At 69.3% G+C, this 26378-nt stretch carries 29 protein-coding genes; 20 read left to right on the forward strand and 9 right to left on the reverse strand.

Annotation, left to right across the window (positions count from 1 at the left end; all coding sequences use genetic code 11):
* The first annotated feature begins 3 nt into the window (after positions 1 to 3).
* Positions 4 to 1407: an FAD-binding protein gene (locus ACFWPA_RS15920; protein WP_378507920.1), complete on the forward strand. Its 1404-nt coding sequence runs from the start codon at positions 4 to 6 to the stop codon at positions 1405 to 1407.
* A gap of 27 nt (positions 1408 to 1434) precedes the next feature.
* Complete coding sequence (locus tag ACFWPA_RS15925; protein WP_378507919.1) at positions 1435 to 1845, forward strand: hypothetical protein; 411 nt, start codon at positions 1435 to 1437, stop codon at positions 1843 to 1845.
* A 35-nt stretch (positions 1846 to 1880) separates the two neighbouring features.
* Here the strand turns inward: ACFWPA_RS15925 and ACFWPA_RS15930 are convergent, their stop codons facing one another.
* Together ACFWPA_RS15930 and ACFWPA_RS15935 are read right to left on the reverse strand one after the other, a co-directional pair.
* Positions 1881 to 3326 carry a carotenoid oxygenase family protein gene (locus tag ACFWPA_RS15930; RefSeq protein WP_378507918.1) on the reverse strand — a complete coding sequence of 482 codons (1446 nt, stop codon included), beginning with the start codon at positions 3324 to 3326 and terminating at the stop codon, positions 1881 to 1883.
* A gap of 147 nt (positions 3327 to 3473) precedes the next feature.
* Positions 3474 to 4355, reverse strand: coding sequence for an alpha/beta fold hydrolase (locus tag ACFWPA_RS15935; RefSeq protein ID WP_378507917.1), 882 nt, complete (start codon positions 4353 to 4355; stop codon positions 3474 to 3476).
* A gap of 116 nt (positions 4356 to 4471) precedes the next feature.
* On the opposite strand from ACFWPA_RS15935, the gene ACFWPA_RS15940 reads away from it, so the two are divergent.
* The 4 genes from ACFWPA_RS15940 to ACFWPA_RS15955 all read left to right on the forward strand — a co-directional run bounded on the left by ACFWPA_RS15940 (position 4472) and on the right by ACFWPA_RS15955 (position 6421).
* Positions 4472 to 5083, forward strand: a complete 612-nt coding sequence (locus ACFWPA_RS15940) for a TetR family transcriptional regulator (protein WP_378570926.1) — start codon at positions 4472 to 4474, stop codon at positions 5081 to 5083.
* Between the two features lie 82 nt (positions 5084 to 5165).
* Positions 5166 to 5390, forward strand: coding sequence for a cold-shock protein (locus tag ACFWPA_RS15945; protein WP_378570928.1), 225 nt, complete (start codon positions 5166 to 5168; stop codon positions 5388 to 5390).
* A gap of 87 nt (positions 5391 to 5477) precedes the next feature.
* The gene (locus tag ACFWPA_RS15950; protein WP_378570930.1) at positions 5478 to 6053 is read left to right on the forward strand and encodes a DUF2716 domain-containing protein; all 576 of its coding nucleotides are present in this window, start codon (positions 5478 to 5480) and stop codon (positions 6051 to 6053) included.
* 50 nt (positions 6054 to 6103) lie between these two features.
* A complete protein-coding gene (locus ACFWPA_RS15955; RefSeq protein ID WP_378507913.1) occupies positions 6104 to 6421 on the forward strand; it encodes a hypothetical protein in 318 nt (105 codons plus the stop codon).
* 66 nt (positions 6422 to 6487) lie between these two features.
* Here the strand turns inward: ACFWPA_RS15955 and ACFWPA_RS15960 are convergent, their stop codons facing one another.
* On the reverse strand, positions 6488 to 7249 hold the full coding sequence (locus ACFWPA_RS15960) for an SDR family oxidoreductase (RefSeq protein WP_378507912.1): 762 nt from the start codon (positions 7247 to 7249) through the stop codon (positions 6488 to 6490).
* Between the two features lie 127 nt (positions 7250 to 7376).
* Between ACFWPA_RS15960 and ACFWPA_RS15965 the strand changes: the two genes are divergently transcribed.
* Positions 7377 to 7658 carry a winged helix-turn-helix transcriptional regulator gene (locus tag ACFWPA_RS15965; RefSeq protein ID WP_378570932.1) on the forward strand — a complete coding sequence of 94 codons (282 nt, stop codon included), beginning with the start codon at positions 7377 to 7379 and terminating at the stop codon, positions 7656 to 7658.
* Between the two features lie 58 nt (positions 7659 to 7716).
* Here ACFWPA_RS15965 and ACFWPA_RS15970 read toward each other — a convergent pair whose 3' ends face one another.
* Together ACFWPA_RS15970 and ACFWPA_RS15975 are read right to left on the reverse strand one after the other, a co-directional pair.
* The gene (locus ACFWPA_RS15970) at positions 7717 to 8328 is read right to left on the reverse strand and encodes a TetR/AcrR family transcriptional regulator (RefSeq protein WP_378507910.1); all 612 of its coding nucleotides are present in this window, start codon (positions 8326 to 8328) and stop codon (positions 7717 to 7719) included.
* 455 nt (positions 8329 to 8783) lie between these two features.
* Positions 8784 to 9203, reverse strand: coding sequence for a hypothetical protein (locus tag ACFWPA_RS15975; RefSeq protein WP_378507909.1), 420 nt, complete (start codon positions 9201 to 9203; stop codon positions 8784 to 8786).
* 176 nt (positions 9204 to 9379) lie between these two features.
* Between ACFWPA_RS15975 and msrA the strand changes: the two genes are divergently transcribed.
* Positions 9380 to 9892, forward strand: a complete 513-nt coding sequence (gene msrA / locus ACFWPA_RS15980; protein WP_378570934.1) for a peptide-methionine (S)-S-oxide reductase MsrA — start codon at positions 9380 to 9382, stop codon at positions 9890 to 9892.
* Between the two features lie 192 nt (positions 9893 to 10084).
* Positions 10085 to 10936: an alpha/beta fold hydrolase gene (locus ACFWPA_RS15985; protein ID WP_378507907.1), complete on the forward strand. Its 852-nt coding sequence runs from the start codon at positions 10085 to 10087 to the stop codon at positions 10934 to 10936.
* Here the strand turns inward: ACFWPA_RS15985 and pip are convergent.
* Positions 10929 to 11924 carry a prolyl aminopeptidase gene (gene pip / locus ACFWPA_RS15990; protein WP_378507963.1) on the reverse strand — a complete coding sequence of 332 codons (996 nt, stop codon included), beginning with the start codon at positions 11922 to 11924 and terminating at the stop codon, positions 10929 to 10931. The two genes, ACFWPA_RS15985 and pip, sit on opposite strands and share 8 nt — an antisense overlap.
* Before the next feature lie 150 nt (positions 11925 to 12074).
* Here pip and ACFWPA_RS15995 point away from each other — a divergent pair, with 150 nt between their 5' ends.
* Both ACFWPA_RS15995 and ACFWPA_RS16000 read left to right on the forward strand, forming a co-directional pair.
* The gene (locus ACFWPA_RS15995; protein WP_378507906.1) at positions 12075 to 12614 is read left to right on the forward strand and encodes a hypothetical protein; all 540 of its coding nucleotides are present in this window, start codon (positions 12075 to 12077) and stop codon (positions 12612 to 12614) included.
* Positions 12615 to 12625: 11 nt separating this feature from the next.
* Positions 12626 to 13045 (forward strand): hypothetical protein, encoded by a 420-nt coding sequence (locus tag ACFWPA_RS16000; RefSeq protein WP_378507905.1) that lies wholly within the window; start codon positions 12626 to 12628, stop codon positions 13043 to 13045.
* Positions 13046 to 13062: 17 nt separating this feature from the next.
* Here ACFWPA_RS16000 and ACFWPA_RS16005 read toward each other — a convergent pair whose 3' ends face one another.
* From ACFWPA_RS16005 to ACFWPA_RS16015, 3 genes are all read right to left on the reverse strand, one after another.
* Positions 13063 to 13782, reverse strand: coding sequence for an LppM family (lipo)protein (locus tag ACFWPA_RS16005; protein ID WP_378507904.1), 720 nt, complete (start codon positions 13780 to 13782; stop codon positions 13063 to 13065).
* Between the two features lie 70 nt (positions 13783 to 13852).
* Positions 13853 to 15430: a phytoene desaturase family protein gene (locus ACFWPA_RS16010; RefSeq protein WP_378507903.1), complete on the reverse strand. Its 1578-nt coding sequence runs from the start codon at positions 15428 to 15430 to the stop codon at positions 13853 to 13855.
* A gap of 31 nt (positions 15431 to 15461) precedes the next feature.
* Positions 15462 to 16052, reverse strand: a complete 591-nt coding sequence (locus ACFWPA_RS16015; RefSeq protein WP_378507902.1) for a GNAT family N-acetyltransferase — start codon at positions 16050 to 16052, stop codon at positions 15462 to 15464.
* Positions 16053 to 16212: 160 nt separating this feature from the next.
* On the opposite strand from ACFWPA_RS16015, the gene ACFWPA_RS16020 reads away from it, so the two are divergent.
* The 9 genes from ACFWPA_RS16020 (at position 16213) to mraY (ending at position 26378) form a co-directional block, all read left to right on the forward strand.
* Positions 16213 to 16614, forward strand: coding sequence for an SAV_6107 family HEPN domain-containing protein (locus ACFWPA_RS16020; RefSeq protein WP_378507901.1), 402 nt, complete (start codon positions 16213 to 16215; stop codon positions 16612 to 16614).
* 187 nt (positions 16615 to 16801) lie between these two features.
* Positions 16802 to 17218 (forward strand): DUF3040 domain-containing protein, encoded by a 417-nt coding sequence (locus ACFWPA_RS16025; RefSeq protein ID WP_378507900.1) that lies wholly within the window; start codon positions 16802 to 16804, stop codon positions 17216 to 17218.
* A 485-nt stretch (positions 17219 to 17703) separates the two neighbouring features.
* Positions 17704 to 18135: a division/cell wall cluster transcriptional repressor MraZ gene (gene mraZ / locus ACFWPA_RS16030; protein ID WP_378507899.1), complete on the forward strand. Its 432-nt coding sequence runs from the start codon at positions 17704 to 17706 to the stop codon at positions 18133 to 18135.
* 193 nt (positions 18136 to 18328) lie between these two features.
* Complete coding sequence (gene rsmH, locus ACFWPA_RS16035) at positions 18329 to 19357, forward strand: 16S rRNA (cytosine(1402)-N(4))-methyltransferase RsmH (protein ID WP_378507898.1); 1029 nt, start codon at positions 18329 to 18331, stop codon at positions 19355 to 19357.
* Positions 19358 to 19407: 50 nt separating this feature from the next.
* Entirely contained in the window at positions 19408 to 20145 is a 738-nt protein-coding gene (locus tag ACFWPA_RS16040; protein WP_378507897.1) for a hypothetical protein, read from the forward strand.
* A gap of 125 nt (positions 20146 to 20270) precedes the next feature.
* Positions 20271 to 22058, forward strand: a complete 1788-nt coding sequence (locus ACFWPA_RS16045; protein WP_378507962.1) for a peptidoglycan D,D-transpeptidase FtsI family protein — start codon at positions 20271 to 20273, stop codon at positions 22056 to 22058.
* A 131-nt stretch (positions 22059 to 22189) separates the two neighbouring features.
* Positions 22190 to 23794 carry a UDP-N-acetylmuramoyl-L-alanyl-D-glutamate--2,6-diaminopimelate ligase gene (locus ACFWPA_RS16050; protein WP_378507961.1) on the forward strand — a complete coding sequence of 535 codons (1605 nt, stop codon included), beginning with the start codon at positions 22190 to 22192 and terminating at the stop codon, positions 23792 to 23794.
* Entirely contained in the window at positions 23791 to 25302 is a 1512-nt protein-coding gene (gene murF / locus ACFWPA_RS16055; protein ID WP_378507896.1) for a UDP-N-acetylmuramoyl-tripeptide--D-alanyl-D-alanine ligase, read from the forward strand. The genes ACFWPA_RS16050 and murF overlap by 4 nt, the downstream gene beginning before the upstream one ends.
* A complete protein-coding gene (mraY, locus tag ACFWPA_RS16060; protein WP_378507895.1) occupies positions 25299 to 26378 on the forward strand; it encodes a phospho-N-acetylmuramoyl-pentapeptide-transferase in 1080 nt (359 codons plus the stop codon). Before murF ends, mraY begins: the two co-directional genes overlap by 4 nt.

A 26378-nucleotide genomic window follows, 5' to 3' on the forward strand; every position in this document is an offset into this window, starting at 1 on the left:
GCGGTGACTAGTGTGGACCGAGTGACTGTGACGACCGAGCACAACTCCGTACGCCGTTCCCTGAGCGGGTGGGGTCGCTGTGCGGCGACACCGGCAGATGTGCTCGCCACCCCGGACCTCGATGTGATCGCCCGTGCAGTGCGTACCGTGGGTCCGCGCGGTGTCATCGCCCGCGGTCTCGGTCGCAGCTACGGTGACCCCGCGCAGAACGCGGGCGGACTCGTGGTGGACATGACCGCCCTCGACCGCATTCACCGCATCGACCCGGACTCGGGCATCGTCGACGTCGACGCCGGAGTCAGCCTCGACACCCTGATGCGTGCCGTTCTGCCCCACGGACTCTGGGTTCCTGTGCTGCCCGGGACCAGGCAGGTCACGATCGGCGGTGCGATCGGTGCCGACATCCACGGCAAGAACCACCACTCGCACGGCAGCTTCGGCAACCATGTCGACGAACTCGACCTGCTCACCGCCGACGGAACGATCCGCACCCTCACCCCCTCGGGGGATGACCGCGACCTGTTCTGGGCCACGATCGGCGGAATGGGCCTGACCGGCATCGTCGTTCGCGCGCGAGTGCGGATGAAGCACACCGAGACCGCGTACTTCATCGCCGACCACGACCGCACCGCGAACCTCGACGAAACGATGGAACTGCTGACCGGCGGCTCCGACGAGGGATACGACTACTCGATGTCGGTGCCCGACACGATCTCCACCGGCCCGAAGTTGGGGCGCGCCGGCTTCACCCGCGGCTCGCTCGCGACCCTGGACCAGCTCCCGCCGAAGCTTCGCCGGGACCCGTTGCGATTCAACGCCCCACAGCTGTTCACCGTCCCGGACCTCTTTCCGAGCGGGATGGTCAACAGGGTCACCACGCGCATCGCGGCGGAGGCCGCGTATCGGATGTACCCCCGCCATGGCCGGGGCGCGATCCAGAACCTGACGCAGTTCTACCATCCACTGGATCTGCTCGGGGAGTGGAACCGGGCATACGGCCCGGGCGGTTTTCTGCAGTACCAGTTCTCGGTGCCGTTCGGTGCAGAGGCCCAGTTCGCCGACATCATCCGAATGATCGCCGAGTCCGGACATCGCTCGTTCCTCAACGTGTTCAAGCGTATGGGTGACGGCAACCCGGCCCCGCTGTCCTGGCCGCGGCCGGGCTACATGCTCAGTCTCGACTTCCCGACCCGCGACGGACTGGGCAGGTTGTGCGACGAACTCGACGATCGGGTCCTCGACCTCGGCGGCAGGCTCTACTTCGCCAAGGACTCCCGCAGCACTCCCGACCGCATCGCCCGCATGTATCCGCGACTCGACGAATGGCGGGCGATCAGGGACCGCATCGACCCCGGCCGGGTGTTCGTCTCCGACCTCGCGCGCAGGCTCCGGCTGGTCTCCGGGTAGCCGATCCATTGTGGCAAGCTGGCGGCCATGACGGCACCGGGGATACATCAGCAGGACGATTCGGCCGAGCGGGTGGTGTCCCACGTCATCGGCGTCGGACGAATCGTGTGGGGCGTCACCACCGCAATCGCGTCGAGGCAGGTCTACACCGCGTTGGGCATGTCCTACCCCGGCAGTGATCGGGGCGTGTGGATCAAGGCATTTGGTGTGCGCGACATCGTGTTGGGTGCAGCCGCGTTGCATCCGGATGCCACGGTGCGTCGGGCGAACCTGCGTGCCGGGATCGCGATGGATCTGATCGACGCTGTCGTGGTTGCCGACGCCGCGCGCCGCGGACTGCCTCGGAAGGCCGCGCTGGTCGGTATTGCGCTCGCCGGGGGGACGGCCGCATTCGCGGCCGTCGGTCCCCGGCTGGTCAATGCTCGACGCCGGTGGTAGTTCCCTGCGTTGTCGGACCACGAGGCATGGATTCCTCAGTGCGGTTCCTGGATCCAGTTGCCGTGGAAGCCGGCCGGAATGCGTTGAGGTAGACGCACAGTTGCCACATCCTCAAGGCTCTGGGCATCGAGAATCCGCAAGTCAGTGACGTTCTCGGCCAGGTCGGTCACGAGACCCATCACGATGCCGTCGCCCTCCGGCGCCGAGGGCGAGGACGGGACGAAACTGAATTCACCAACCGCAGAATGGCTACCGAAGTCGCGCTGTACGGCGATCCCGGCAGCGGTGTTCGTTCGGAACAGTCGGTGTTCCCCGGACACATCATCCGTGCCGCCCACGGCCCAGCCGTGCTGGAAGGCGCTCGCGGCGCACCGGTCGTCGATTCGTGGGAACTCCATGTGTTCCTCTGCGAGGCGGTCACGCCGGAGAGACCCGGTCCGTTGATCGATCTGCCACCGTTCCAGCCGCGGCAGCCCCTCGGTTGGGCCTAGGGGGTCGGCGTCGAAGACTCTGTCGTGAACTACCAGGTCGATTGCCAGCCCACGATCGTCATTGTGGGCGTTCATCGGGTGGAACACGTAGCAGGGCTGGTCGAGTTCTACCCAGGTGACCGTCGTCGGATCCTGCGACGATCGCGGCAGCAGACCGACTCGTGCGGGATAGTTTCGGTTCCATCGATAGGGGAAGCGCCCAGCGGGTATTCGCGGCATCCGGTTCATCATCACCGGGGGAACACGCACGTTGCCGACGATCGCACTCAGCGCCAGCTGGGCAAGCGGACGCAGCGGGCGGGGCACACCAACCTGGGCAGCCGACCGCGGATCGAACGTGACGGGTAGGTCGTACAGCACAACGTAGTCCCGAGTCAGCGAGAATGCGTGCATCATGGGGCTGCCCTGGACCGGGACCGCCATCTTGCATCGAAGGCGGCCATCTGGACCGATCACGGTGTACTGCACGGTGTTTCCGCGCCCGAAGTGGTAGGAAACGGCGTGCAACTCTCCGGTGTCCGGATCGAGCACCGGGTGTCCGGTGTAGCCCCCGCGCACGGTTCCGTCGAAGTCGCAGACGTCGATTGTCTCGAGGTCGCTCGACAATTCTGCGCAGGCAGTTCCTCCTTCGACAAGTGCCAACGTCCGGCCCGCGAACCCGATTACGTTTGTGTTCGCAGAAGGGCCGTGGAGCGGCGACCTCCCGTGCTCGTCCGGGGCCGTCCGCTTCAACAGTCGCGAAGTCACTTCCGAGTCGACCCAGCGATTGCGGTACCAGAGTGCGTCACCATTACTCAACCGAATGCCGTGGACCATCCCGTCGCCGGTGAACCAGTTGTACTCGTCGGGTGAAACGTCGGCGACAGGATTCGGCCCATTCCGTAGGTACCGTCCGTCAAGCCAGTCGGGGATCACGCCTCGAACGTCGAGATTGTATTCGACCAGTTCCTGTCGAACCGGGGCGTACCGATCCGCGATGAAGTTTCCCATGTCGTCCTCCCCTGCCCACTTGGACCGAGATTGTCGCAGAGGCGCCTGGAGTGATGCATCACCTCGACCGTGTGCCGCGGCCCGATGCTCGCCGGACCGCCGCCGCGGGCAGGGGTGGCACCGGGCGGCACCACAACCACCGGTGATTCAGGATCGGATCGGGTCGTGACTGTCGGTGAAGGCCAGGAAGCGCGGAATGACCTGATCCGGGTTCGCCCACATCAGGTCGTGCCCGACGCCCGGGTAGATCTCGGTCTCGACCGACGGAATGGTGGCGTTGGCGCGGGCGGCGCCCGCTTCGGGATCGGCGACGACCGTGTCGGCGCCGAAGAGCACCAGCGTCGGCACCGCGATGGCGGCCAGTTGATCGTCGGTGAACGTGCGGTCCCACGGCATCGCCATCCGGTACTTCACGGCCGCCATCGCGACGGCGAACTCGTCGTCGGACATCTCGAAGCCGGGCATCAGCCACTTGTTGAGCTTGCGCATCCGCTCGGGGGTCGGTCGCATTCCCGCCGCCAGGAACTTCAGTAGCAGACCCCAACTCGGCTTGGCGAAGGTCGCGGCGCTCGGTTCGAGCATGGTCAGGCTCGCGAGACGGTCGGAGCGATACACCGCGACCGCCCCGGCCAGCCAGGCGCCAAGCGAGTTGCCCGCGAGGTGGACGCGATCCGCGCCGAGCCCGTCGACCACCTCCGCCATCCACGTCGCCACGTCCCGCGCGTCGCGCAGCGGCGCGGTCTGCACGCACCGGCCCGCCCACCCGATCACGTCCGGGGTGTACACGACGTGGTCGCGGGCCAGGTCCTCGATGAACCGAAACCACGCCAGCCCGTTACCGCCGATACCGGGCAGCAACACGATCGGCGTCCCCTCGCCGCTGCCCGACCTGCGCACCCGCGTCGTCCCGAACGATGTCTCAACATCGACGGTCGTCGACGGCACCGGCCACTTCGCGGCCGCGGTGTCGTAGGCGCGCAGGAACTCGTTCTTCGCGTTCTCGTTGGTGAATCGCCCGATCTTCGGCACGTTCCCTCCTTGCTGGCTTTGTTGATATGAACGTACCACGGTTATGGTTTGTTCGTACCATAACCGTGGTACGTGGAGCCATCGTCAGGTCGACGGCGGGGAAGGCGGACAGTCCGGTGCCACGATTGGCCGACCATGAAGCGCGGCGACGCCAGATCACCGACGCCGTGCGGCGCGTCATGGTCCGCGGCGGACTGGAGTCCGTCACCTTTCACACCGTCGCCGCGGAGGCGGGGATCTCGGTCCGGCTGGTCCAGTACTACTTCGGCACCAAGAGTGACTTCCTTCTGGCCACCCACCGCTCGGTGATGGAGGATGCCGGCGCCCGCTTCATGCAGAGCTGGACGGCGCTCGGCGCGGACGCCACCCCGCGCGAGGCGATCCGCGCCGTCCTCACCGAACTGCTTCCCCTCGACGACCGGCGCCGCGAGGAGGTGTACGTGCTCGGCGCCTTCGGGTGGGCGGCGATCACCGGCGCGGGCATCACGGCCGAGGAGACCTTCGCCGCGCCACGCGCATTGACCACGATCGTCGCCGACCAACTCCGGCGAGCCCGGCCCGCCGGAGCGCCGACTCAGGGGAACCCCGAGCTCGATGCCGAACTCGTGCTGATGGCAACCGGCGGACTCGCCCAGGGCATGCTGCAGGGGTACGGCACCCCGCAATCGGCGGTCGACCTCGTCGACCATCTCCTCGATCGAGTACTGGGGAGCGCCGCCGGCGCATAGACGCCCGACCGAGCGGGATTCGTTCCGGCTTCCGGCGTTTCGGGCCGTCATTGTGTGCCGAGGGCGTGAGATCGTCATGGTCGTGGAACTGACGAGGGGAACGGTGCGGGAGTGGCACGCCGAGCGGGGATGGGGCGTGCTGGACTCCCCGGCCACCCCCGGCGGATGCTGGGCCCACTACAGCAACATCGACGGGACCGGATTCCGCGCGTTGACCGTCGGCGCGACAGTCGATCTCGACTGGGAGCGGGCGGAGCAGGACGGGTACTCGTTCCAGGCGACCCGGGTGAGGCAGCTGGAGCCGTGACGATCGTGGGCTGCGGGCAATGACGGTCGCGAGGATCGTCCTCGGCGAGGCCGGGTTGAGGGGCAGCCGAAGGAGGTTCCCCCACTGATGAGGCGCACGCTCGACTACGGAAGCCCGCTGCCGCCCGGCTGGACCGAGTTGCGGGACCAAGATCGCTACTGGGATCGGTTCACCGACCGGTTCGGGTTCCGGCCGGGCGTCACCGCATCGTCCTGGCCGGCGATCGCCGAACCGACACCCTCCATCACGTTCGACCTCACGGCACCGGCGGAGATCGCGGGCGCCTGGTCGAGCCGATTCGACGCGGTGAACGCGGAGGCGCTGCGCTGCTTCGTCACCGAGTTCGCCGAGGATCCGACGTTCGTGGTGTTGGACTGGCAGCACACCTGCTACCGGCTCGACGCGGCGGTCCACGCCGCGACCCGCGATACGGAGTGGCGGGTTCCCGTCTACCCGGACGGTGACTACTACATCTTCCTGCGCGACGACCTCAGCGAGGGGACGGTCGGGCACCCCTGGGAGCAGACCCTGTGCGTGTACGGCGAGCGCCTCCTGGGATCGCTTGCGCGCACCCTCGCGACGTGGCTGCCCGTCAAACGAGTCGACGGCAGGCCGCCGGATCTCGCGGCGCGCAACCGGTCTACACCTTCGGGCTCGCGGTAGCAGCTCTGCCTCCAGTGGGAACGGCGGTATTCGTCGGTACGCTCGCGGGCATGGGTGGGGACGCGTTGCTGTTGCTCGTCACGATCGGCCCGATAGTGCTGCTCGGGTGGGCCGCGATTCGTGCGAAGGACCGCGGCCTCGGGGGGTCGTTCGTCGGGCCGTTTCAGGAGATGTTCGATCCGGGTGCGGCGCGAGCCCAGATCGTCGTCGAGCAGATGGCGGAACTGCCGGACCCCTCGGATTCCGGCGATCCGGACACCGACGAGGACCTGCCCTACACCGTGGTGTACGAGGATGTTCGGCTGCACATCAAGCCGGGCCAGCAGCGACGGCGCGGCGGTGGCGGAGCCAGCAGTCGTGCCGAGTGAGCATCCATCGTGTAGCCCCGAACGCCGACCCCGACGCGGACAGCCGAGGGTGAGCTGAGGAAGCGGTCAGATGGCTGGCGTCGAGAGGTAGTCGAGTCCGCCGACGTAGACCGTATGTCCCGTGGCGTCGCTGCTGAGTGTGGCATCTGCGACTGCGCGGGCGAACTCCTCGACCGTGGGCAGTGGTCCGTGATGCCGGCGTGCCTCGACTGCGTCACTGTTCCGGCGTTCGAGTAGCCGCACGATGATCGTCCCGTCGATCATGTCGCCCGACACGACGATGAGCTCAACTCCGCGGTCGGAGAGCATCGGGATCATGCTCCGCAACGCGTCTTCCCCCGCTCGCTTGCTCTCGGCGATCGGTTCGTACTCAGCCGGCACGGGTTTGCGGCCATGAAAGTGCGCCTGATGACTGGTCACGAAGACGATCCGAGACCCGGACGGCATGAGCGGCAACGCCAACTGAACGAGCCTGACCTGCGCATCACGATTGATCCTCATCGGATAGTCCGGCCCCGCATTGAGTTCGAGCCCGCCGGACGCGTTCAGGACCAGCACGTCCAGGCGTCCGAACTCTTCCGCCACCTCGGCGATCAGCCGATTCGCTGCGGCTTCGTTGGACAGGTCGCCGCCGGCGACCGACGCCGTCCCTCCAGTGTGGGCAATGTCGTCGGCTAGCGCCTGCGCGCGCTTGAACTTCTCTCGATAGTTGATGATCACGTGGTCGCCGGCGGTCGCGAGTGCCCGTGCGGTCTCGGCGCCGATCCCTCGCGATGCTCCCGTGACCAGTGCGATCCGCCGACCGGTTGGGTCCACGACCTCGTTCATGACGCCCCCTCGCGCTCCAAACGCTTCTGATTTCGAACCACTATGATGGTTCGAAATGAGAAGCACAAGAGAACCGGAGCGGTCCCGACAGTTGAGTGAGCCCTCCGCACAACCGATACTCGCGGCGATGGAACTTCTTGGGCAGCGCTGGATCTTGCGGGCACTCTGGGAGCTCGAGCCCGGGCCGTTGGGCTTCCTGGAACTGCGCAGACGAATGGGAAACTGCTCGTCCAGCACGCTTTCGGAGCGACTGCAACAGCTGCAGAATGCCGGGATAGTCGAGAAGCGGGTCGACAAGACCTATGAGTTGAGCAGCGCGGGTATCGAGCTCGGTGCCGCCCTGCAGCAGGTCTGGGGCTGGTCCGAGCGTTGGTCGGCCCACCTGGTCACCTGCTCAGCCCTGGACTGAGGTTCCGTTCGACGATCGCTCACCCGGATCCTGACAAGGCCCTGTCTCAGAAGTGGTGTTAGGCAGCGATCAAGGAAGGCAACACTGTCGCGACGACTGAGGCGGTGAACTCTGCCATCGGTTCCTGCGGGTGCTCGGGACCGTAGAACTGCTCGAGGAAGGCCCGTAGATAGCAGGCGCCGGCGATGGACGATGCGGCCCCGTTGATCGGGGCGCCAGCAACGATGGTGCCGGTGCGTTGCTCGTTCTGAAGGAATCGGGCCACGGAGGCCGGGAGAAGCGCCGGGCCTGCCCCTTGTGCCATGACGGCGGTTCGGTGGCGGTCGAGGAGTTTGGCGTCGGAGAACAGGGACGCGCCGATCGCGAACGTCTGCCGATAGAACGCCGTGATCTGCTCGATCGTCGCTACCAACCTGCCCTCGAGGGTGTTGGCGTCGCCGGGGGTGCGATCGGTGCGGGTGAGGATGTCGACGGCGGGAACCCGCTCACGCAGCACGCTCAGAAATAGGTCGACTTTGTCGTCGAAGAGCTTGTAAATCATCGCCTCTGAGTAACCGGCGACCGCCGCGATCTCCTTGGTTGTTGCCCGGGCAAGCCCTCGGTCCCGCATGGTGCTGGCGGCTGCATCCAGGATCCGGTCGCGCGCGGTAGGTACTGCGTTGTCGGGCATGTCCCGACGGTAGCTTACGCTCTTGGTTAGTGAGTACCCACTAACCAAGGAGTCTGCATGCTGGTGATCGCGATCGACGTCCTCCTCGTTCTCTGCGTCCTCCTCACCACATGGTTCGTCGGATACGTGGTCTATCGCCTGGTGACGGACCAGTAGAGCCGGGATCGCCAGGCGCCTGCTCGATCGTCCCAGCGGCGGGATAGGCATCGCCAAACGCGGCCGCCATGAGACATTCGGAGTCGCGTGCCCAGTTCAATGGGCGACGGGGGCGCGAGCGGATATGTCTGACGCGCAGTAGGCACGGCTCGGCAAGCTTCCCGTCCGTCGCACCGCCGCCGTCCTCTTCGCCGCGATCGGTCTGTCGGGACTGCCTCACTCTGCCCCGCGAGTGAACTGAGGTGGGGCAGTCCCCATTCGTCATCCAGAAGAGGTGTCAGTCGCGCCGAGCATGCAGCCTAGGCCGCACGGCGCGCGGCGCCCCTCAGTCGGCGAGCCACCGGCTCGAGCAGGCCGATCGCGACCACGACCTGCCCCAGCATCAACGCGAGGGGCAGCGCAATGAGCTCCCATCCGGTGGAGGGAAACACCATCGCCCACACGATGATTCCGATAGCCAGGGCCCAGGTGAGTAGCTGCCCCACCGCCATCGCAGTGCCTGGCCAGCCGTGGCTGGCGCGCCGGACGAGAATTGCCACACCGGCCGCTGCTCCCACCAACGAAGCCAGCAGCCCGAGGATCGTCGGATATACGACCATCACCACGAACCGCTCGTCGAGATCGACTTGACCCTCGAGCGCTATGGCCAGCGCGGTGCACAGCCATATCGAGACGGTGCAGAGAACCGTGACGAACGAGGCGATTGTCAGGGTCTTCATCGGGGGAACCTAGCGCAGGCGAGTGCCGTTGATCGGCGAGGGGCGGTGTACGGGACAGGGCTCGGATAGGTTTGTGCGAGCGGGTATCTACGAATGCCAGGCCAGCAGCGAAGCCTGTCGAGGAAGCGAGGGGCGGGGTCGTGGACCTGTCTGGCATTGATCGGGGAGGAGTAGGGATGGCCGACGCGCGGAAGGCAATTCTGGCTGGCGGATGCTTCTGGGGCATGGAGGACTTGATCCGCAAGCAGTCGGGCGTGGTGTCAACGCGAGTCGGCTACACCGGAGGGCATAACGACCGTCCCACCTATCGCAATCATCCAGGTCACGCTGAGGCGGTGGAGATCACCTACGATCCCGCGCGAACCGATTATCGAGTTCTGCTCGAGTTCTTCTTTCAGATCCACGATCCCACGACGGAGAACCGTCAAGGCAACGACATCGGGACCGCATACCGTTCGGCGATCTTCTATCTCGACGACGATCAAAAGCGCATCGCCCTGGGCACGATTGTCGAGGTGGACGACTCACGTCGATGGCCCGGCAAGGTGGTGACCGAGGTGACCCCGGCCAGCACATTCTGGGAAGCGGAGGACGAGCACCAGAACTATCTGCAGCACTACCCGGACGGGTACACCTGCCACTTTCCGAGACCGCACTGGAAGCTTCCGGACGGCCGAGCCAGCGCGTAGCCGCGACTCAGGTACCGAAATGCGAAGTGCCCTGACGTCGCTCATCCCGGTCAGTGCCAGCTGAGCCCTGCGTGCTCGTGTCGTGGGCAGGGCCGGCCGCGCTGGGTGTAGGTGGTGTACCAGGGGTCCGGGAGCGCCCAAGTCCTCTCCTACACGCGACCGGCAAACTGCAACGTGTTCTAGTGTCGTGGGATGGACGTGACATACGAGGGGACCAAGAGGGAGATCACCACCGACAAGGGGGTGCTGCGCTACCACGAAGCGGGCGAGGGGCCGCCGTTGCTGTTGCTGCACGGCTCCGGCATCGGGGTCAGCGGGTGGCGGAACTACCGGGGAAACCTGGAGGTGTTCGCCGAGCACTTCCACTGCTATGTCCTCGAATTCCCCGGATTCGGCGTGAGCGATCCCGTTGCTGGCCATCCGGTGCTGACCGCGGGGTCGTCGGTGATCCGCTTCATGGACGCACTCGGCATCGACTCCGCCGCGATGATCGGCAATTCGATGGGCGGAGTCGTCGGCGTCAACGTGGCCATGAAGCACCCCGAGCGGGTGAGCAAGCTCGTCACCATTGGCGGGGTGGGGCCGAACATCTTCAGCCAGAACCCGAGTGAGGGAACTCGTCTGCTGCAGGACTTCGCCGACGGACCGAGTCGCGAGAAGTTGGTCCGCTGGCTCGAGTGCATGGTGTACGACCGGTCCGTGGTCACCGAGGAGCGGATCGAGGAACGCTGGGAGACGGCCAACGATCCGGCATCGCACGCGACGTTGGCCGCGATGTACGGCTCCAAGGCTTTCGAGGCGCAGCAGCAGGCGATGGCCAGTTCCGGCCTACCGCCCTACTGGTCGATGATGGGCAAGGTGGCGTGCCCGACGCTGCTGACGTGGGGGCGCGATGACCGGCAGTGCCCGCCGGATATGCCGATGATCCCGATGCGGCTGATCCCGAACGCCGAGTTGCACGTCTTCCCGAACTGTGGGCACTGGGTGATGATCGAAGCCAAGGAGGGATTCGAGCGGGTCGCCCTCGAGTTCCTGCTCAGGTGAGCTGACATCGAACTGCCGGCCGGCCCGAGGCGGTGGGGTTCGTCCTCGCGAAAGAGTTGATCGCTTCGACGAACTCGCTGATGAAACTCCCCCCGCCGTGGCCGGCATCGTCGACGACGACGAGCCGGCTGCCGTCCCATCGGCGGGAAAGCTCCCATGCGGTGTCGAGCGGGCCGGACACGTCGTATCGGCCGTGCACGAGGACCGCGGGGATCCCGGCGAGCCGCGTCATGCCGTCGATCAGTTGGTTCTCGCGCAGGAAGTGATCGTTGCCCCAATAGTGGGTGACCAGGCGCGCGAACACCATCCGGAAGGCGGGGTCCTGGTACCTGCGGGATGGCGTCCATCCGGGAGCGAGCGAGATGTGGGTGTCCTCCCACGCGCACCAGCGTAGCGCTGCGTGCTCGCGAACAGCGGCGTCGGGATGGGCGAGCAGGCGCGCGTAGGCCGCGGCGAGGTTGCCTCCTCGCTCGCCCTCCGGGACCGGCTCGATAAACCGCTGCCACTCCCGTGGAAAGATGCGCCGCATGTCGCGGGTGATCCACTCGACTTCCATGCGTCTACCCGAGGTGATCGCACCGAACGCCATCCCGATCACCCGATCGGGATGCGCTTGCCCGTAGGCCAACCCGAGGCAGACGCCCCAGGACGCACCGGCGACGACCCATCTTTCGATTCCGAGGTGTTCTCGAAGACGCTCGATGTCGGCGATGAGATGACCGGTCGTGTTCGTGGAGAGGTCGGTGGCCGGATCGTCGGCACGGGGTGTGCTGCGCCCGCAGCCACGCTGGTCGAACAACACCGCACGAAACGCGGTCGGGTCGAAGAACCTGCGCATTCCCACGGTGCACCCGGATCCCGGACCTCCGTGGAGATAGAGGAGGGGAAGACCCGTCGAGATGCCGATGGTCTCCCAGTACACCGAGTTGCCGTCAGTCACCGCGAGGTGCCCCGAGTCGGACGGTTCGATTGCTGGGAACAGGTCCATTCGGCCGAGTCTGTCATGGCATGCGCACCGACCGAGTTCCCCGCGGCGTCCCGTTCGGTCAACGCCATCAATCCGGCCGGGGAGTGACCGCGCGAGTACGCTGGCACTGCACCAGGGTCGGGGTCCGGTCCACCGCGGGAGGCTCACGCCATGCGCCGTGTAGCAGTTCATCGTTCGTTCCTCGCCCGCGCCGCGGCGTCCGCGGCCGTGCTCGCGATCCCGCTGGGCTCGTCCGCCGCAGCGACAGCGGGCCCGCCGCCGGAAGCAGCACCGGCGACCACGGTGTTCCAGGTGCCGATCCGCTTCCTCACCGGATGCGTGGGCAGCATGTTCCCGTGCTTCACCCTGCCGCCGCCGACGACGGTGATACCGACCGCGACGCCTGGCGGATCGGGCGTCGTGACCTTCGCGGCGGAGCCTGCGGCGGACTGGTCCTACTGCTACGACATGACGGTGCATTGGCGGAACCTCACCACCGGCGCCGCGGGCTCCACGACCCTCCGGCTCGTGGAGCGGGACTACACCCGCGACCCGGAACCGGGGGACTGGTGCCGCTATGCCCCCGCGACCGCGTCCACCGGGAGCGGCACGGTCGCCGCGCTCGCCGACGTCGCCACCGTTGTCCCGTACGGTCCGTGGGGGTACAAGATCCTGGTCAACCCGGGTGCTGGCACCCTTCAGGTCCCCTGAGGGAGGTCCCGATGATCGAGGTCGTCCGCCGATTCGTCGCCTGCGCCGCCATCGGGGCCTGTTCGGTGCTGACGCCGGTGACCGCAGCCGCCACCGCGGTCACCGTTCCGTTCCAGATCAACCCGGCACCGTTCGGGAACCCGTACGGCAGCCTCGATGTGCCCACGATCCGCTGTGTGGCCGTCGTCGGTGAACAGCCGGGGACGGTGCGGATCACCGGCCCAGATGAGGGCTGGTGGAAGTGCCTGCGCCCCGGCGATGTGCAGTGGCTGAACCTGTCGAGCGGAGCCGCCGGGTCCGCCCCGATGTCGACCGGAGCCGACGGATACCCGGAGGCGGTCCTGCCGACCGGTCCAGGGCGGGTCGTCCTCGTCGCCACGAGCGGCGCGGGCCCATACACCCCGGGCGTCGCGACCGTCCACGTCCCGTAGCAGACCCGCCGGGACGGTCAGTCCCCCTGGATCTTCGCCTTGTTGGCGCCGTCCCCGCGCAGGTAGCGCGGCGAGGTGTCGCGCATCCGGTAGGCCATCACACCGACGATCAGCGCGACACCGAGGGTGACGCCGCCGACGATGCCCGCCCAGCCCGCGAAACCGCGGGTGCTGGGGTCCTGGTAGCGGACCTCGGCGCGGAGGGTGTTGACCTCGCCGGGGGCGAGCTTCCAGGTGACGACCGAATCGCCGTCCCTGGTGCCGTTGGTGGTGGCGACGCGGGCCGGGAACGCGACACTGATCTGCACGTCGCTGCTCTCCGGCACCGCCTTGAGGTCGGCCTTGCCGTCGAGCACCACCACGTCGCCCGCGCGCTGGAAGTTCAGCTGCACCGACGACCCGACCTGGCTGGACATCGACCCGAGCTGCTGGACCTCGCCGAACGTCAGGTCGGTGAAGAACACCTGGGAGCCGACGAAGCCGTCCTGCTTGTACTCCTGGACCCGGACCTTGCCGATCAGCGAATCCGGCGTGGTGAGCTCGGGGCCCTTGTCCTGATCACTGGTGGGGACGGTGGCCGCGACGAGCTGCCCGGACACCCGGTCGTCGGCGGACACCCCCATCGACACCTGCACGCGGAGGCAGCCGGTGAGCAGGGGGACGGCCAGCAGCAGCAGTGCGGTCACCGCCGCCAGGCGGGTGCGGGGGCGTCGATCACGGGTTCGGGTCGTCAGCACCTGGACATGGTGCCAGCCCGGCCCGGACGCGCGAGCGGCGGCACGCCGTCGGTGCGGCTCGGGTCGGACGTCACCTGGGCAGGAGCCGGCGCAACCGGCCGAATCGGCCGTCGGACAACGCCACCCGCGCGGCGCTGCGCCCGCTGGACCCGGATACCCCGCCGCCGGGATGGGTGGACGCCCCGGTCAGGTACATCCCGGTCGCGCCCGGCACCCGGTGGCCGGACAGTTCGGGCAGCGGACGCCACAGGAACATCTGGTCGAGCGACATCTCCACATGCATCACATTGCCTCCGATCAGGCCCAGTTCCGACTCCAGGTCGGCCGGGGTCTGTACCAGGGTGTGCCGGATCGTGGACGCGAAGCCCGGCGCCAGCCGGTCGATCTCGCCGACGATCCGGGTGCCCTCGGACTCGGCGAGGTCGGACCACCGCCTGCCGCCGCTGAGCCGGTACGGATGCCACTGCGACCACAGCGTCGCCTGGTGCTCACCGGGCGGGCACAGGCTCGGGTCGAGGCCGCTGAACGTCATCGCGAGGACCGCCGGGGTCGGCGGCAACTCCCCGGCGAGCGCCGCGCCGTGCGCCAGCCGCAGCTGCGCACGGTCCGACACCAGCAGCTGCAGGCCCGACGTCACGGTCGTGTCCGCGGGGGCGCTCGGATACTGCGGCAGCGCGTCGGTGCCGAGCCGCACGACCATGCCGATCCCCGGGCCGACGCGGATCCGTCGCCGCCAGTCCGCGATCCGGGTGGCGTCGAATCCGCCGGCCTCGAGCAGGTCCAGGGTCGTCAGGATGTGGCAGCCCGCGATCACCGTCCTCGAGCGCACCACGTGCCCCTGCTCGGTGCGGGTCAGCCAGCCGTCGCCGTCCCGGCGCAGTTCCGCGACCGCGTCCCCGAGCCGGATCGTCGCGCCGTCGGACGCCAGCCGGGACGCCAGCGCCGCGGTCAGCGCGCCGCTGCCGCCGATCGCGCGGCCCGGCGGCAGGGTGTGCATGAGGGCAGCGAACCCGACCATCGGCGCGGTGCCCGGCTCGGACATCGGCGGCCCCGACTGGGCGCCGAACCAGGCCAGCGCGGCCCGGAGCCGCTCATCGTCGAACCAGTCGTCGAGCAGGGCGTCCCCGGACGCGAGGAACTCCCGGGACAGGGTGGCCGGGCCGGGGCCCCGGTCGACGCCCCCGAACGCGCGGGCCAGCCTGCCGCCGGTCGGCGGGGCGCCGAACGCCCGCATCACCGCGGCGGTCCGCGGACCCCACACCCCGACGAACCGGCGATACGCGTCGGCATCCCGCGGCGAGCACGCGGCCGCGATCGAGTCGCAGGTGGCGTCTAGGTCGCGGTGAAACACGATGCCGGGCCGCGGGTCTCCTTGCGGGGCGGGCGCGAACGCCCACGGGTCGCAGTCCAGGTAGCGCAGCCCGTGCGCGGCGAGGTCGAGTTCCTCGATGATGCCGGTGTGCCGGATCATGATGTGCGCCGACGAGCCGCGGTCCACCCGGTGCCCCGGGAACCGTTCGACCGTCGAGACGGCGCCGCCGAGTTCGGTGTCCCGTTCGAGCACCTCCACGGACCACCCGGCCCTGGCGAGGTAGCACGCCGAAACGAGCGCATTGTGTCCGGAACCCACCACCACCGCGTCGATCACGCCGCCCAGGTTAGCGATGGGCGCCGACAGGTCAGAGCGGGAGCGGGCGGCCGAGGACGGCGAACGGCCTGCTGTCCCCGGTAAACCGGAAGTGCCGCACGACATCGGTGAAGCCGATCCGGCGGTACAGGCGCCAGGCGCGGTTGTCCTCGTCCGGCACCTCGGGCGTCGACAGCAGCACCCGCGCCTCGGGGCGGCCGCTGAGCAGCCGGTCGAGCAGGGCGGCGCCGGTGCCGTGCCCCTGCGCGCGGGGGGAGACGTGCAGCTCGGTCAGTTCGAAGTAGTCGCCGAGGACGGACTCGATCGTGCCGGGGTCGGTGCCGGACCGCCGCATCCCCTCCCGGACCTGCTGCTGCCACCACTGGTGGGGGGCGCCGCGGTAGCCGTAGGCGATGCCCACCATCGCCTCGGCCCCGGAGGGGTCCGGCGCGAACGCGGCGATCCCGCACCACCCGGCCCGTGCGGTGTGCTCGGCCCACATCGGTGCCCGGTGGACGTCGGTGCCCCTCGGGTAGCCCATGGCCTCGACGTAGATGGACAGGGCCTGGGGCAAGCGGGCGCGCAGATCGGCGGCGGACAGCTCGACCAGGCGGGGTGCGGGGGTGGTGACGACCGGACTCACCCTCTCTCTTGACTCCGTGTCGGTGGGGGCGGTTATATTGTGAAGGTCGAACGAATGTTCGATATCGGCAATCCGGTGGAGCGCGAGGGAAGCGCGCTCCACCGGACTGCACGACAGGCGGTTGTGGGAGTGATCCGGTGACACTGGGGAGGTGTTCGGGATGGCTGTTCGGGTGAGCCTGCTCGACCGGGCGGACGCGTTGTTGGCGGAGGCGGGCCGATCCCGCGACCCGTCGGACCGATTCCGGGCGGCGTACCTGGCCGCGCTGCGGGGTGCCGGTGCCGCCCTTGCCGGGCGCACGCCACGATGCCGGTCCCGGAGCGCCTGGGTGTTGCTCAGTCGGGCCGACCCGGAACTGGCGGGCTGGGCGGACTACTTCGCGGCGCACTCGGAGACCCGGGCGGCGATCGAGGCGGGCATCTCGCGCACCGTCACCGCCGCGGAGGCCGATCGCTTCCACTCCGAGGTGTCCCGGTTCCTGACGGCGGTCGAGGACCGGCTCGCGGCGGTAGGGGCGCTCGCCGGCCGGGGTGACGGGAGTCTCGCCCGCGCGTCGGCGTGAGTCCGGGCGCGGCTGTCCACCAGGGCATCTGCGGGCCCGGGGGGAAACTCGGACAACTCGTCCTCGGAGTAGGTGGTACGCGGTCACGTGTACTCGTATCATTGACGGCAGGTAGCCGCGACCGTCGGCAACCGGTCGAGTCGACCCACGATTCGACCGCCACCATGATGTGCCGGGGGAGGTAGCCGTGCCACTCTCCGAGCACGAGCAGCGGATGCTCGATCAGATCGAGAGCGCTCTCTACGCCGAAGACCCTAAGTTCGCCTCCTCTGTGAGGGGAGGCCGTATGCATGCGGCCTCGAGCAAGAGTCGGATGCAGGCGGGGGCGCTCTTTGTCCTCGGACTCGTTCTCCTGGTTGCGGGCATCCCGCTCGCAACCATCGTGGGCAATGTGTTTCTGATCGTCAGTCTGCTCGGCTTCCTAGTGATGTTTGGAGCCGGAGTCCTGTTCCTTCGGGGATCGGGTCCGGGAGTGAAGGCTGGGTCGGGGGAGAAGTCCGGGCCCACATCGGCGACCGGTAAGCCTTCGGGCGGTCGCCGGAGCGGCGGCGGATTCTCGTCCCGCATGGAAGATCGATTCAAGAAGCGGTTCGAGCAGGAGTAGTCCTCCCGCCCGCCCGCAACGCCTAAGGCGCGACACCAGGTGGTGTCGCGCCTTTGTCGTCGGTGCCCGTGTTTTTATCGGTGCGGTTGTCGTCCGGTGCCCGGGGTGGCGCCCCACCGCCCGGCAGGGCGATCCCCACTCGGCCCCACCGCGTTCGCCCGGGGCGCGTGGCGGTGCCCGTCCGAGGTTGGAATCGGCGCCCGTCCTGGGGATTTCACCGTTGCGGCGACCGCGATGCCGTCGCATTCCCGGTCGTGGTGGAGGACACACGAAGCTTCCCCCACGCTCCGCCACGGTCATGACCTGCATTGACACCATCGCGGTGGCAAGGCGCGCCGACCGCGCAGCTTGAAAGTGGGGGAAAGTGGGGTAACGTGGTGCGCACTGGTTCGCCACGGTGAATCACAGAGTGAGGCCGTTCGTTTTTCGGAACATCCGGTTCTGCGGAACCGGGGATTCCCGTGAGACGCAGGGGAGGTGTCGAGATGTTTCTCGGTACCTACACGCCGAAGCTCGACGACAAGGGGCGGCTGACGTTGCCCGCGAAGTATCGCGATGCGCTGGCGGGAGGTCTGATGGTCACGAAAGGGCAGGACCACAGCCTCGCGGTGTATCCGCGAGAGGAGTTCACGGCGCTCGCCCGACGGGCCGCAGCTGCGTCACGGAGCAACCCGGAGGCCCGGGCCTTCGTCCGCGCGCTCGCGGCGGGGGCCGACGAACAGCACCCCGACGCGCAGGGGCGCATCACCCTGTCCGGTGACCACCGGCGCTACGCGGGCCTGACAAAGGACTGCGTGGTCGTCGGCTCCGTCGACTTCCTGGAGATCTGGGACGCCCAGGCGTGGCGCACCTACTCCGAGGACAACGAAGAAACGTACTCCCAAGCCAGATCCGAGTCCCTGAGCGACATCCTGTAGCCGCCATTCGTCATCGGCGGATGCCGCGAGGCCTCTGCCCGACGCCGACCCTGACGCACTTCCCCAGCGCCAGGTCCGGTGGATCGGACAGAGACCTCGCGGCACCCGCCCCCACCTCGACACTCGATCGGACCCCGATCGCAGCCACGACCGACGAGCAGAGAACACCGAACAGGACCGCAAGGGAGAACGCGTGGACGACGAAGCGAACCCCGCGGCCGATCCCGGCCACACCTCAGGGCAGGAGTTCGGCCACGTCCCCGTGATGCTCACTCGCGCAGTAGAACTCCTCGGCCCCGCGATCACCCGCGAGAGCGCCGACGGCAGCGGCGCGGTGATGATCGACGCGACCCTCGGGCTCGGTGGGCACTCCGAGCACTTCCTCCGGACCTACCCCGGGCTGCACCTGATCGGCCTCGACCGCGACCCGGCAGCCCTGGAGATCGCGGGCGGTCGCCTTGCCCCGTTCGGTGATCGAGTCACGTTGGTGCACACCAGGTACGACGGCATCGCCGACGCCCTCGAGACCGCCGGATACGACCAGGTCGAGTCGGTTGCCGCGATCCTGTTCGATCTCGGGGTGTCCTCGATGCAGCTCGACGAGGCCGACCGTGGCTTCGCGTACTCGGTGGACGCGCCGCTGGACATGCGGATGGATCCGACGCGGGGCCAGACGGCAGCCGACATCCTCAACACGTACAGCCACGGTGAACTGGCCCGGGTGCTCAGCACCTACGGCGAGGAGCGGTTCGCCGGGCGGATCGCGTCGGAAGTGGTGCGGCGCAGGAAGACCGAACCATTCACCACCAGCGCCCAGCTCGTCGAGGTGCTCTACGCGTCGATTCCCGCCGCGACCCGGCGCACCGGCGGACACCCGGGCAAGCGCACGTTCCAGGCCCTGCGGGTGGAGGTCAACGGCGAACTCGACTCGCTGCGGGCCGCGATCCCGGCCGCGCTGGATGCGCTCACCGTCGGCGGTCGGGTGCTGTTCATGTCCTACCAGTCCCTCGAGGACCGGCTGGTCAAGCAGGAACTCACCCCGCGCACCAAGTCCCGGAGCCCGGAGGGGCTGCCCGTTGAATTGCCGGGCATGGGACCGGAGTTCGAGTCGCATACCCGCGGCGCCGAACGCGCGAGCGAGCAGGAGATCGAGGAGAACCCGCGTTCGGCGCCGGTGCGTGTGCGCTGCGTCGAACGGATTTCGAGGAGGGCGACGGCATGACAGTTCCCGTGCGATCGACTGCCGTGCGAGAGCGGGGCAGGACCGACACCATGCGTCCCCGCGCGGGCGGGCGCGCGCCGGCCACCACCGGTGACCGCACCCCGACCCGCCCCACCGGAGGAAGCCGGTCGACCGCCGCGCAACGGGCGTACGCCAAGCGCAGCCAGCGGGCCGAGATCACCGCACCGGTCGTCCGCACGACCCGGGGGTCGCTGACCGCGCGGATCCCGTTCGTGGCCCTGGTCATCGGTTTGCTGTCGGTCGGGCTGGCGATCACGCTGCTGCTGACGACAAGGGCGGCCGAGGACTCGTACAAGCTCAGCGCGGCGAAGGCGCACAATCAGGAACTGGTTGAGCGGAAGGCGGCCCTGGAACGGGATGTCCGCGTTGCGAACTCGGCTCCCGAGCTGGCCAGGAAGGCCGCCCAGCAGGGCATGATCCCGGCCAAGGAGGTGGCCCGACTGGTCGTGGCCGCGGACGGCACCGTCACCGTCGTCGGCGAACCGAAGCCGGCGACCGGCACCCCGGTGACGCCGCCGCCCGCGCCCGCCGCTGCGACCACCCCGCTCCGCGGAAGCGGTGTCGCCGCCGCGAACCTTCCCCCGGTCGGATCCCGGGCGACCACGCCGGAGCCCGCCGCCGCGCCGGCAGGACCGGGCGTCGCCGTTGCCCCGGCACCTGCCGCCACGCCGCAGCCGGTCAATCCTCGGCAACCGGTGGCGGAGCAGGAACAATTGGTCCCCATGGAGCGAGGAGAACAGGCAGGTAACCAGGGCGGTCCGCAGTGAGCGGAGGTCGCCCCTCCCAACCCCGTCGCGCAGCTTCTGGCGGCGGGGTTCGCCGTTCGGGCGGCGCCGCCCGCCGACCGGCGGGCCGTCCGCGTCGGCCAGCAACCGGGGACCGGGCGAACTACCTGTTCCGGCACCGCATCGGCCGGGTCGTGATGTTCGGGGTGCTTGGTCTCGCCGTGCTGCAGCTGCTGTGGATCCAGGGCATTCAGGCGCCGCGGCTGTCCGCGGAGGCGGCCGATCAGCGCTCGACCACCCTCATCGACCCCGCAACCCGGGGCGCGATCACCGACCGCAACGGCAAGCCGATCGCGTTCACGATGGAGGCGAAGGCACTGACCTTTCAGCCGCCGAAGGTCCGCAAGGAACTCGAGGAGGCCGCGAAGAAGAAGGGGGAGGAGCCGAAGGTCAACGACCGGCTCGCCGCCATCGCGAAGGGCATCCACGACCGGCTCGGTGACGCAGCACCGGAGAGGGACGTGCTCGCCAAGCTCAAGAGCAACAAGACCTTCGAATACCTCGCGCGCGGGGTCGACCCGGACGTGGCCGCGAAGATCGCCGACGAGTTCCCGGAGGTCGGCCTGGAGCGGCAGGACATCCGGGAGTACCCGGGCGGTGCGCTCGCCGCGAACCTCGTCGGCGCCACCGGCTGGAACGGGCACGGCCTCCTCGGGCTCGAGGACTCGATGGACTCCACCCTCGCCGGGACGGACGGGTCGCAGACCTACGACCGCGGATCGGACGGCGCGGTGATCCCCGGCAGCTGGCGCGACAAGCAGCCCGCCGTCGACGGCTCCGGGGTCGAGTTGACCATCGACGCGGACCTGCAGTTCTACGTGCAGCAGCAGGCGCAGCTCGCGAAGGACCTGTCCGGCGCGAAGAACGCGTCGGTGGTGGTCCAGGACTCGCACACCGGCGAGGTCCTCGCGATGGCCAACGACAACACATTCGACCCGTCGATCGGCGTCGGCAACAACATCGACCGGGAGATGGGCAACCCGTCGGTCAGTACCCCCTTCGAACCCGGATCGGTGAACAAGATCATCACCGCCGCCGCCGCGATCGAGGACGGCCTGACCACCCCCGACGAGGTGCTCCAGGTGCCGGGCACGATCCAGATGTCCGGGGTGTCGGTGAAGGACGCGTGGGATCACGGCGTCGTCCCGTACACCACCACCGGGGTGTTCGGGAAGTCCTCCAACGTCGGAACGCTGATGCTCGCGCAGCGGGTCGGGGAGGACCGATTCGCGGAGATGTTGACCAAGTTTGGGCTCGGGCAGCGCACCGAGGTCGGGCTGCCCGGGGAGAGCGCGGGCAGCGTCCCCAGCCGCGACCAGTGGTCGGGCGGCACGTTCGCGAACCTGCCGATCGGTCAGGGCCTGTCGATGACGCTGCTGCAGATGACGGGGATCTACCAGGCGATCGCCAACGACGGCGTGCGGATCCCGCCGCGGATCGTCCGCGCCACCATCGACGCGGACGGCAACCGCACCCCCCTCGAGCATCCGGAGGGCATCGAGGTGGTCAGCGAGCAGACCGCGACCACGGTCCGCGACATGTTCCGTTCGGTCACCCAGCGGGACCCGATGGGCTACCAGCAGGGCACCGGCGTCGGGGCCGCCGTCGAGGGATACCAGGTCAGCGGGAAGACGGGCACCGCGCAGCAGGTCGACCCGAACTGCCAGTGCTACTCGAACTCGAACTACTGGATCACGTTCGCCGGGATCGCCCCCGCCGACAATCCGCGGTTCGTGATCGGGATCATGCTCGACGCTCCGGTCCGCAGCGCCGACGGGTCCGGCGGCCAGTCCGCCGCGCCGCTGTTCCACAACATTGCCGCCTGGATGCTGCAGCGCGACAAGATCCCGCTGTCCGCGGACCCCGGCCGACGGTTGGTGCTGCAGGCCGACTGACCGACCCCGTCCCACCGCCGCCGGATACCCGGTCGAATCTGTGTTTCCCCGGCCACGCCGGTAACGTGACACGTCGGTTCACGGCCGACACGACCGTACCGATCGCCCACCGAACGCTCGAGAGGAGTCACCTGCCCGTGCACGGGAGCAACGACAGCGCCGAGGCAGGGTCGACGGCTGCGGCACCGGGATCACGCCCCGGGCACCCCCCGCGCACCGCGGTGACGACGCTCGCGGACCTCGTCGGGGCCCGGCTGCACCGGAACGACGCGGCCGCCGACCCGGTCGTCGTCACCGGCATCGACCTGCGGGCGCAGGAGATTCGGCCCGGTGACCTGTTCGCGGCGCTCCCGGGAACCCACGCGCACGGCGCCGATTTCGCCGCCGCCGCTGCCGAGCGGGGGGCCGTCGCCGTCCTCACCGACCCGGCGGGCCTCGATCGGATCGCGCGGGCCGGCATCCCGCTGCCGGTGCTGGTGCATCCGGACCCGCGCGCGGTGCTCGGCGCCGTCTCGGCCGCCGTCTACGGCACCCCGTCGCAGCGGCTGCGGATCGTCGGCATCACCGGCACCTCCGGGAAGACCACCACCTCGTACCTCGTCGAGGCAGGCCTGACCGCGGCCGGACGCCGCCCGGGCCTGGTCGGAACCATCGAGACCCGGATCGACGGCCGCCGGGTGCCCAGCGCCCTGACCACACCGGAGGCGCCGCAACTGCAGGCGCTGTTCGCGGTGATGCTCGAACGCGGCATCGACACCGTGGTGATGGAGGTGTCGAGCCACGCCCTCGCGCTCGGGCGGGTCGACGGCACCGCGTTCGCGGTCGGCGCCTTCACCAACCTGTCGCAGGACCACCTCGACTTCCACCGCGACCTCGACGACTACTTCGGCGCGAAGGCCCGCCTGTTCGACCCGGCGTCGACCGTGCACGCCGCCCGCGCGGTGGTGTGCGTCGACGACGAGTGGGGCAACCGGATGGCCGCGGTCGCCGGACCCGGCACGGTCACCGTCGGCACCCGCGGCGACGGCACCGCCGGATGGACCGCCTCGGACATCAGCACCGGCGCCGACGGCGGCCAGCGGTTCACCGTCAGCACGCCGGACGGCCGCGCGATGACCGCGACGCTGCGGCTGCCCGGCCGCTACAACGTCGCGAACGCGCTGCTCGCGCTCGCGATCCTGCACGAATGCGGCGTCGAACCGGAGGACGCGATCCGCGGCCTCGCCGCCGTCGACGTGCCGGGCCGGGTGCAGCGCATCGACCGTGGCCAGCCGTTCCTCGCGGTCGTCGACTACGCGCACAAGCCCGCCGCACTTGAGGCCGTCATCGCCACCCTCCGCGGGCAGAGCGACGGCAGGCTCGCCGTCGTCGTCGGCGCGGGCGGCGACCGCGACCACGGCAAGCGTCGGCTGATGGGCGAGGCCGCCGCCGCTGGCGCCGACCTGGCGGTGATCACCGACGACAACCCCCGCAGCGAGGACCCGGCCGCGATCCGGGCGGCACTGCTCGACGGCGCCCGGGCGGTCCCCGCGGACCGGCGCGGCGAGGTCAGGGAGATCGGCGACCGGGCCGCGGCGATCGCCGCCGCCGTCGACTGGGCGGGCGCCGGTGACGTCGTGCTCGTCGCGGGCAAGGGACACGAGATCGGACAGGAGATTGGTGGGGTGAAGTACCCATTCGACGACCGCGAGGTCCTCGCGAATGCCATCGACCGCGTGACGGGGGCCAGCCGATGATCGCGCTGTCCCTGCGGCGCATCGCCGAGATCGTCGGCGGCACCCTGCACGACGTCCCCGACCCGGACGCCGTCGTCACCGGCACCGTCGAGTTCGACTCACGGAAGGTCACCGCGGGCGGACTGTTCCTCGCGCTGCCCGGCGCCCGCGCCGACGGCCACGACCACGCGGCTGCGGCGATCGACGCCGGTGCGGCCGCGGTCCTCGCCGCCCGCCCGGTCGGGGTGCCCGCGATTGTCGTCGAGCCGCTCGGTCCGTCGGGCAGCAACGCGATGGCCCTCGAGCACGACACCGACGGCTCCGGTGCCGCGGTCCTCGGCGCGCTCGGCGCGCTCGCCGGCGCCGTCACCGCCGAGCTGCCCGACCTGACCGTCGTCGGGGTCACCGGCTCGTCCGGCAAGACGTCCACCAAGGATTTGCTCGCCGCGGTCCTGGCCCCGCTCGGATCGGTGGTCGCGCCGCCCGGCTCGTTCAACAACGAACTCGGGCATCCGTGGACGGCGCTGCGCGTGGACGCCGACACCCGGTTCCTGGTGCTGGAGCTGTCCGCCCGCGGCGTCGGGCACATCGCGCACCTGGCGGCGACGGTGCCGCCGCGGATCGGTGTCGTCCTCAACGTCGGGACCGCGCACCTCGGCGAGTTCGGCTCCCAGCAGGCGATCGCGGTCGCGAAGGGGGAACTGGTCGAGGCGCTGCCCGCCGCCGCCGACGGCGGTGTCGCGGTCCTCAACGCCGACGACCCGCTGGTCGCGGCGATGGCCACCCGGACCCGCGCCCGGGTCGTCACGGTCGGGCAGTCGGCGTCCGCCGACGTGCGGGCCGTCGACATCCGCCTCGACGATCAGGCGCGCGCCGAGTTCACGCTGATCGCCCCGCAGGGCAGCGTCCGCATCGCGCTCGGCGTGCACGGCGAGCACCAGGTCGGCAACGCGCTCGCCGCCGCCGCCGTCGCCCTCGAGTGCGGGGCGGGCATCGAGCAGGTCGCGGCCGCGCTCGGCGCCGCCCGCGCCGTGTCGGCGAAGCGGATGGACGTGCGCACCCGCGCCGACGGCGTCACCATCGTCAACGACTCCTACAACGCCAACCCCGACTCGATGCGGGCCGCGCTCAAGGCCCTCGCGTCGATGAGCCGGGCCGGTGCCGAGCGCCGCCGCACCTGGGCGGTGCTCGGCGAGATGGCCGAACTCGGCGCCGACACCGTCGTCGAGCACGACGCGATCGGCCGGTTCCTGGTCCGCCTCGACGTGACGAAGCTGATCGTCGTCGGTGACGGGCGACCGTCGCACGGCCTGCACCAGGGCGCCGTGATGGAGGGTTCGTGGGGCGACGAGTCGACCCTGGTGCCCGACGCCGACGCGGCGATCGAGATCCTGCGCCGCGAGGTGCGGCCCGGCGACATCGTGCTGGTGAAGGCGTCCCAGTCGGTGGGGCTGTGGACGGTCGCCGAGGCACTGCTGGCCGATCCGGCGGTTGATGTTCACGAGACGAGCGAGGAGCACGACCGGTGAGACAGATTCTCTTCGCGGGCGGCATCGCGTTGGCGGTGTCGATCCTGCTGACCCCGGTGCTGATCAAGATGTTCTCCCGGCAGGGCTTCGGGCAGGAGATCCGGGTCGAGGGGCCGGCCAGCCACCAGGCCAAGCGCGGCACCCCGACGATGGGCGGCGTCGCGATCATCATCGGCCTGTGGGCCGGCTACTGGGGGTCGCACCTGATCGGGATCGGGTACAACGCCGAGGGGCCGACCGCGTCCGCGCTGCTGGTGCTCGGGCTGACCACGGTCCTCGCGGGCGTCGGCTTCCTCGACGACTTCATCAAGATCCGCAAGCAACGCAACCTCGGCCTGAACAAGACCGCGAAGCTGGCCGGTCAGCTGATCGCGGCCGTGCTGTTCGCGATCCTCGCGCTGCAGTTCCGCAACGACGACGGCCTCACCCCGGGCAGCACGCAGCTGTCCTACGTGCGGGACATCGCGACCGTGTCGATGGGCTCGATCGTGTTCATCCTGTTCGTGTACCTGCTGGTCAGCGCCTGGTCGAACGCGGTGAACCTGACCGACGGCCTGGACGGCCTCGCCGCCGGGTCGATGACGATGGTGCTCGGCGCCTACACGGTGATCACGTTCTGGCAGTACCGCAACGCCTGCGCCACCAACCCCGGCAAGGGCTGCTACGACGTCCGCGACCCCCTCGATCTGGCGCTGATCTGCGCGGCCGCCGCCGGTGCCTGCATCGGCTTCCTGTGGTGGAACGCGGCGCCGGCGAAGATCTTCATGGGCGACACCGGGTCGCTCGCCCTCGGCGGCCTGCTCGCCGGCCTGTCCATCGTCACCCGCACCGAGCTGCTGATGGTCGTCGTCGGCGCGCTGTTCGTCGCGGAGGCCGCGTCGGTGGTGATCCAGGTCGCGGTGTTCCGGTCCAGCAGGCGCCGGGTGTTCCGGATGGCGCCGTTCCACCACCACTTCGAGCTCGGTGGCTGGGCCGAGACCACCGTGATCATCCGGTTCTGGCTGCTCGCGGCGATCGCGTCTGCGGTCGGGCTCGCACTGTTCTACAGCGAGTACCTCGCGGTGGTCGGGGACTGA

It is taken from the genome of Rhodococcus sp. NPDC058505, assembly GCF_042720095.1.
Lineage (GTDB): Bacteria > Actinomycetota > Actinomycetes > Mycobacteriales > Mycobacteriaceae > Rhodococcus_G.

What these genes read in the sequence shown, in the direction of transcription:
- ACFWPA_RS15925 (WP_378507919.1), top strand. Translation starts at nt 1,435, where the DNA reads ATGACGGCACCGGGGATACATCAGCAGGACGATTCGGCCGAGCGGGTG.
- ACFWPA_RS15930 (WP_378507918.1), bottom strand. Translation starts at nt 3,326, where the DNA reads ATGGGAAACTTCATCGCGGATCGGTACGCCCCGGTTCGACAGGAACTG.
- ACFWPA_RS15950 (WP_378570930.1), top strand. Translation starts at nt 5,478, where the DNA reads ATGAGGCGCACGCTCGACTACGGAAGCCCGCTGCCGCCCGGCTGGACC.
- ACFWPA_RS15955 (WP_378507913.1), top strand. Translation starts at nt 6,104, where the DNA reads ATGGGTGGGGACGCGTTGCTGTTGCTCGTCACGATCGGCCCGATAGTG.
- ACFWPA_RS15960 (WP_378507912.1), bottom strand. Translation starts at nt 7,249, where the DNA reads ATGAACGAGGTCGTGGACCCAACCGGTCGGCGGATCGCACTGGTCACG.
- ACFWPA_RS15965 (WP_378570932.1), top strand. Translation starts at nt 7,377, where the DNA reads ATGGAACTTCTTGGGCAGCGCTGGATCTTGCGGGCACTCTGGGAGCTC.
- ACFWPA_RS15970 (WP_378507910.1), bottom strand. Translation starts at nt 8,328, where the DNA reads ATGCCCGACAACGCAGTACCTACCGCGCGCGACCGGATCCTGGATGCA.
- ACFWPA_RS15975 (WP_378507909.1), bottom strand. Translation starts at nt 9,203, where the DNA reads ATGAAGACCCTGACAATCGCCTCGTTCGTCACGGTTCTCTGCACCGTC.
- msrA (WP_378570934.1), top strand. Translation starts at nt 9,380, where the DNA reads ATGGCCGACGCGCGGAAGGCAATTCTGGCTGGCGGATGCTTCTGGGGC.
- ACFWPA_RS15985 (WP_378507907.1), top strand. Translation starts at nt 10,085, where the DNA reads ATGGACGTGACATACGAGGGGACCAAGAGGGAGATCACCACCGACAAG.
- pip (WP_378507963.1), bottom strand. Translation starts at nt 11,924, where the DNA reads ATGGACCTGTTCCCAGCAATCGAACCGTCCGACTCGGGGCACCTCGCG.
- ACFWPA_RS15995 (WP_378507906.1), top strand. Translation starts at nt 12,075, where the DNA reads ATGCGCCGTGTAGCAGTTCATCGTTCGTTCCTCGCCCGCGCCGCGGCG.
- ACFWPA_RS16000 (WP_378507905.1), top strand. Translation starts at nt 12,626, where the DNA reads ATGATCGAGGTCGTCCGCCGATTCGTCGCCTGCGCCGCCATCGGGGCC.
- ACFWPA_RS16020 (WP_378507901.1), top strand. Translation starts at nt 16,213, where the DNA reads ATGGCTGTTCGGGTGAGCCTGCTCGACCGGGCGGACGCGTTGTTGGCG.
- mraZ (WP_378507899.1), top strand. Translation starts at nt 17,704, where the DNA reads ATGTTTCTCGGTACCTACACGCCGAAGCTCGACGACAAGGGGCGGCTG.
- ACFWPA_RS16040 (WP_378507897.1), top strand. Translation starts at nt 19,408, where the DNA reads ATGCGTCCCCGCGCGGGCGGGCGCGCGCCGGCCACCACCGGTGACCGC.
- murF (WP_378507896.1), top strand. Translation starts at nt 23,791, where the DNA reads ATGATCGCGCTGTCCCTGCGGCGCATCGCCGAGATCGTCGGCGGCACC.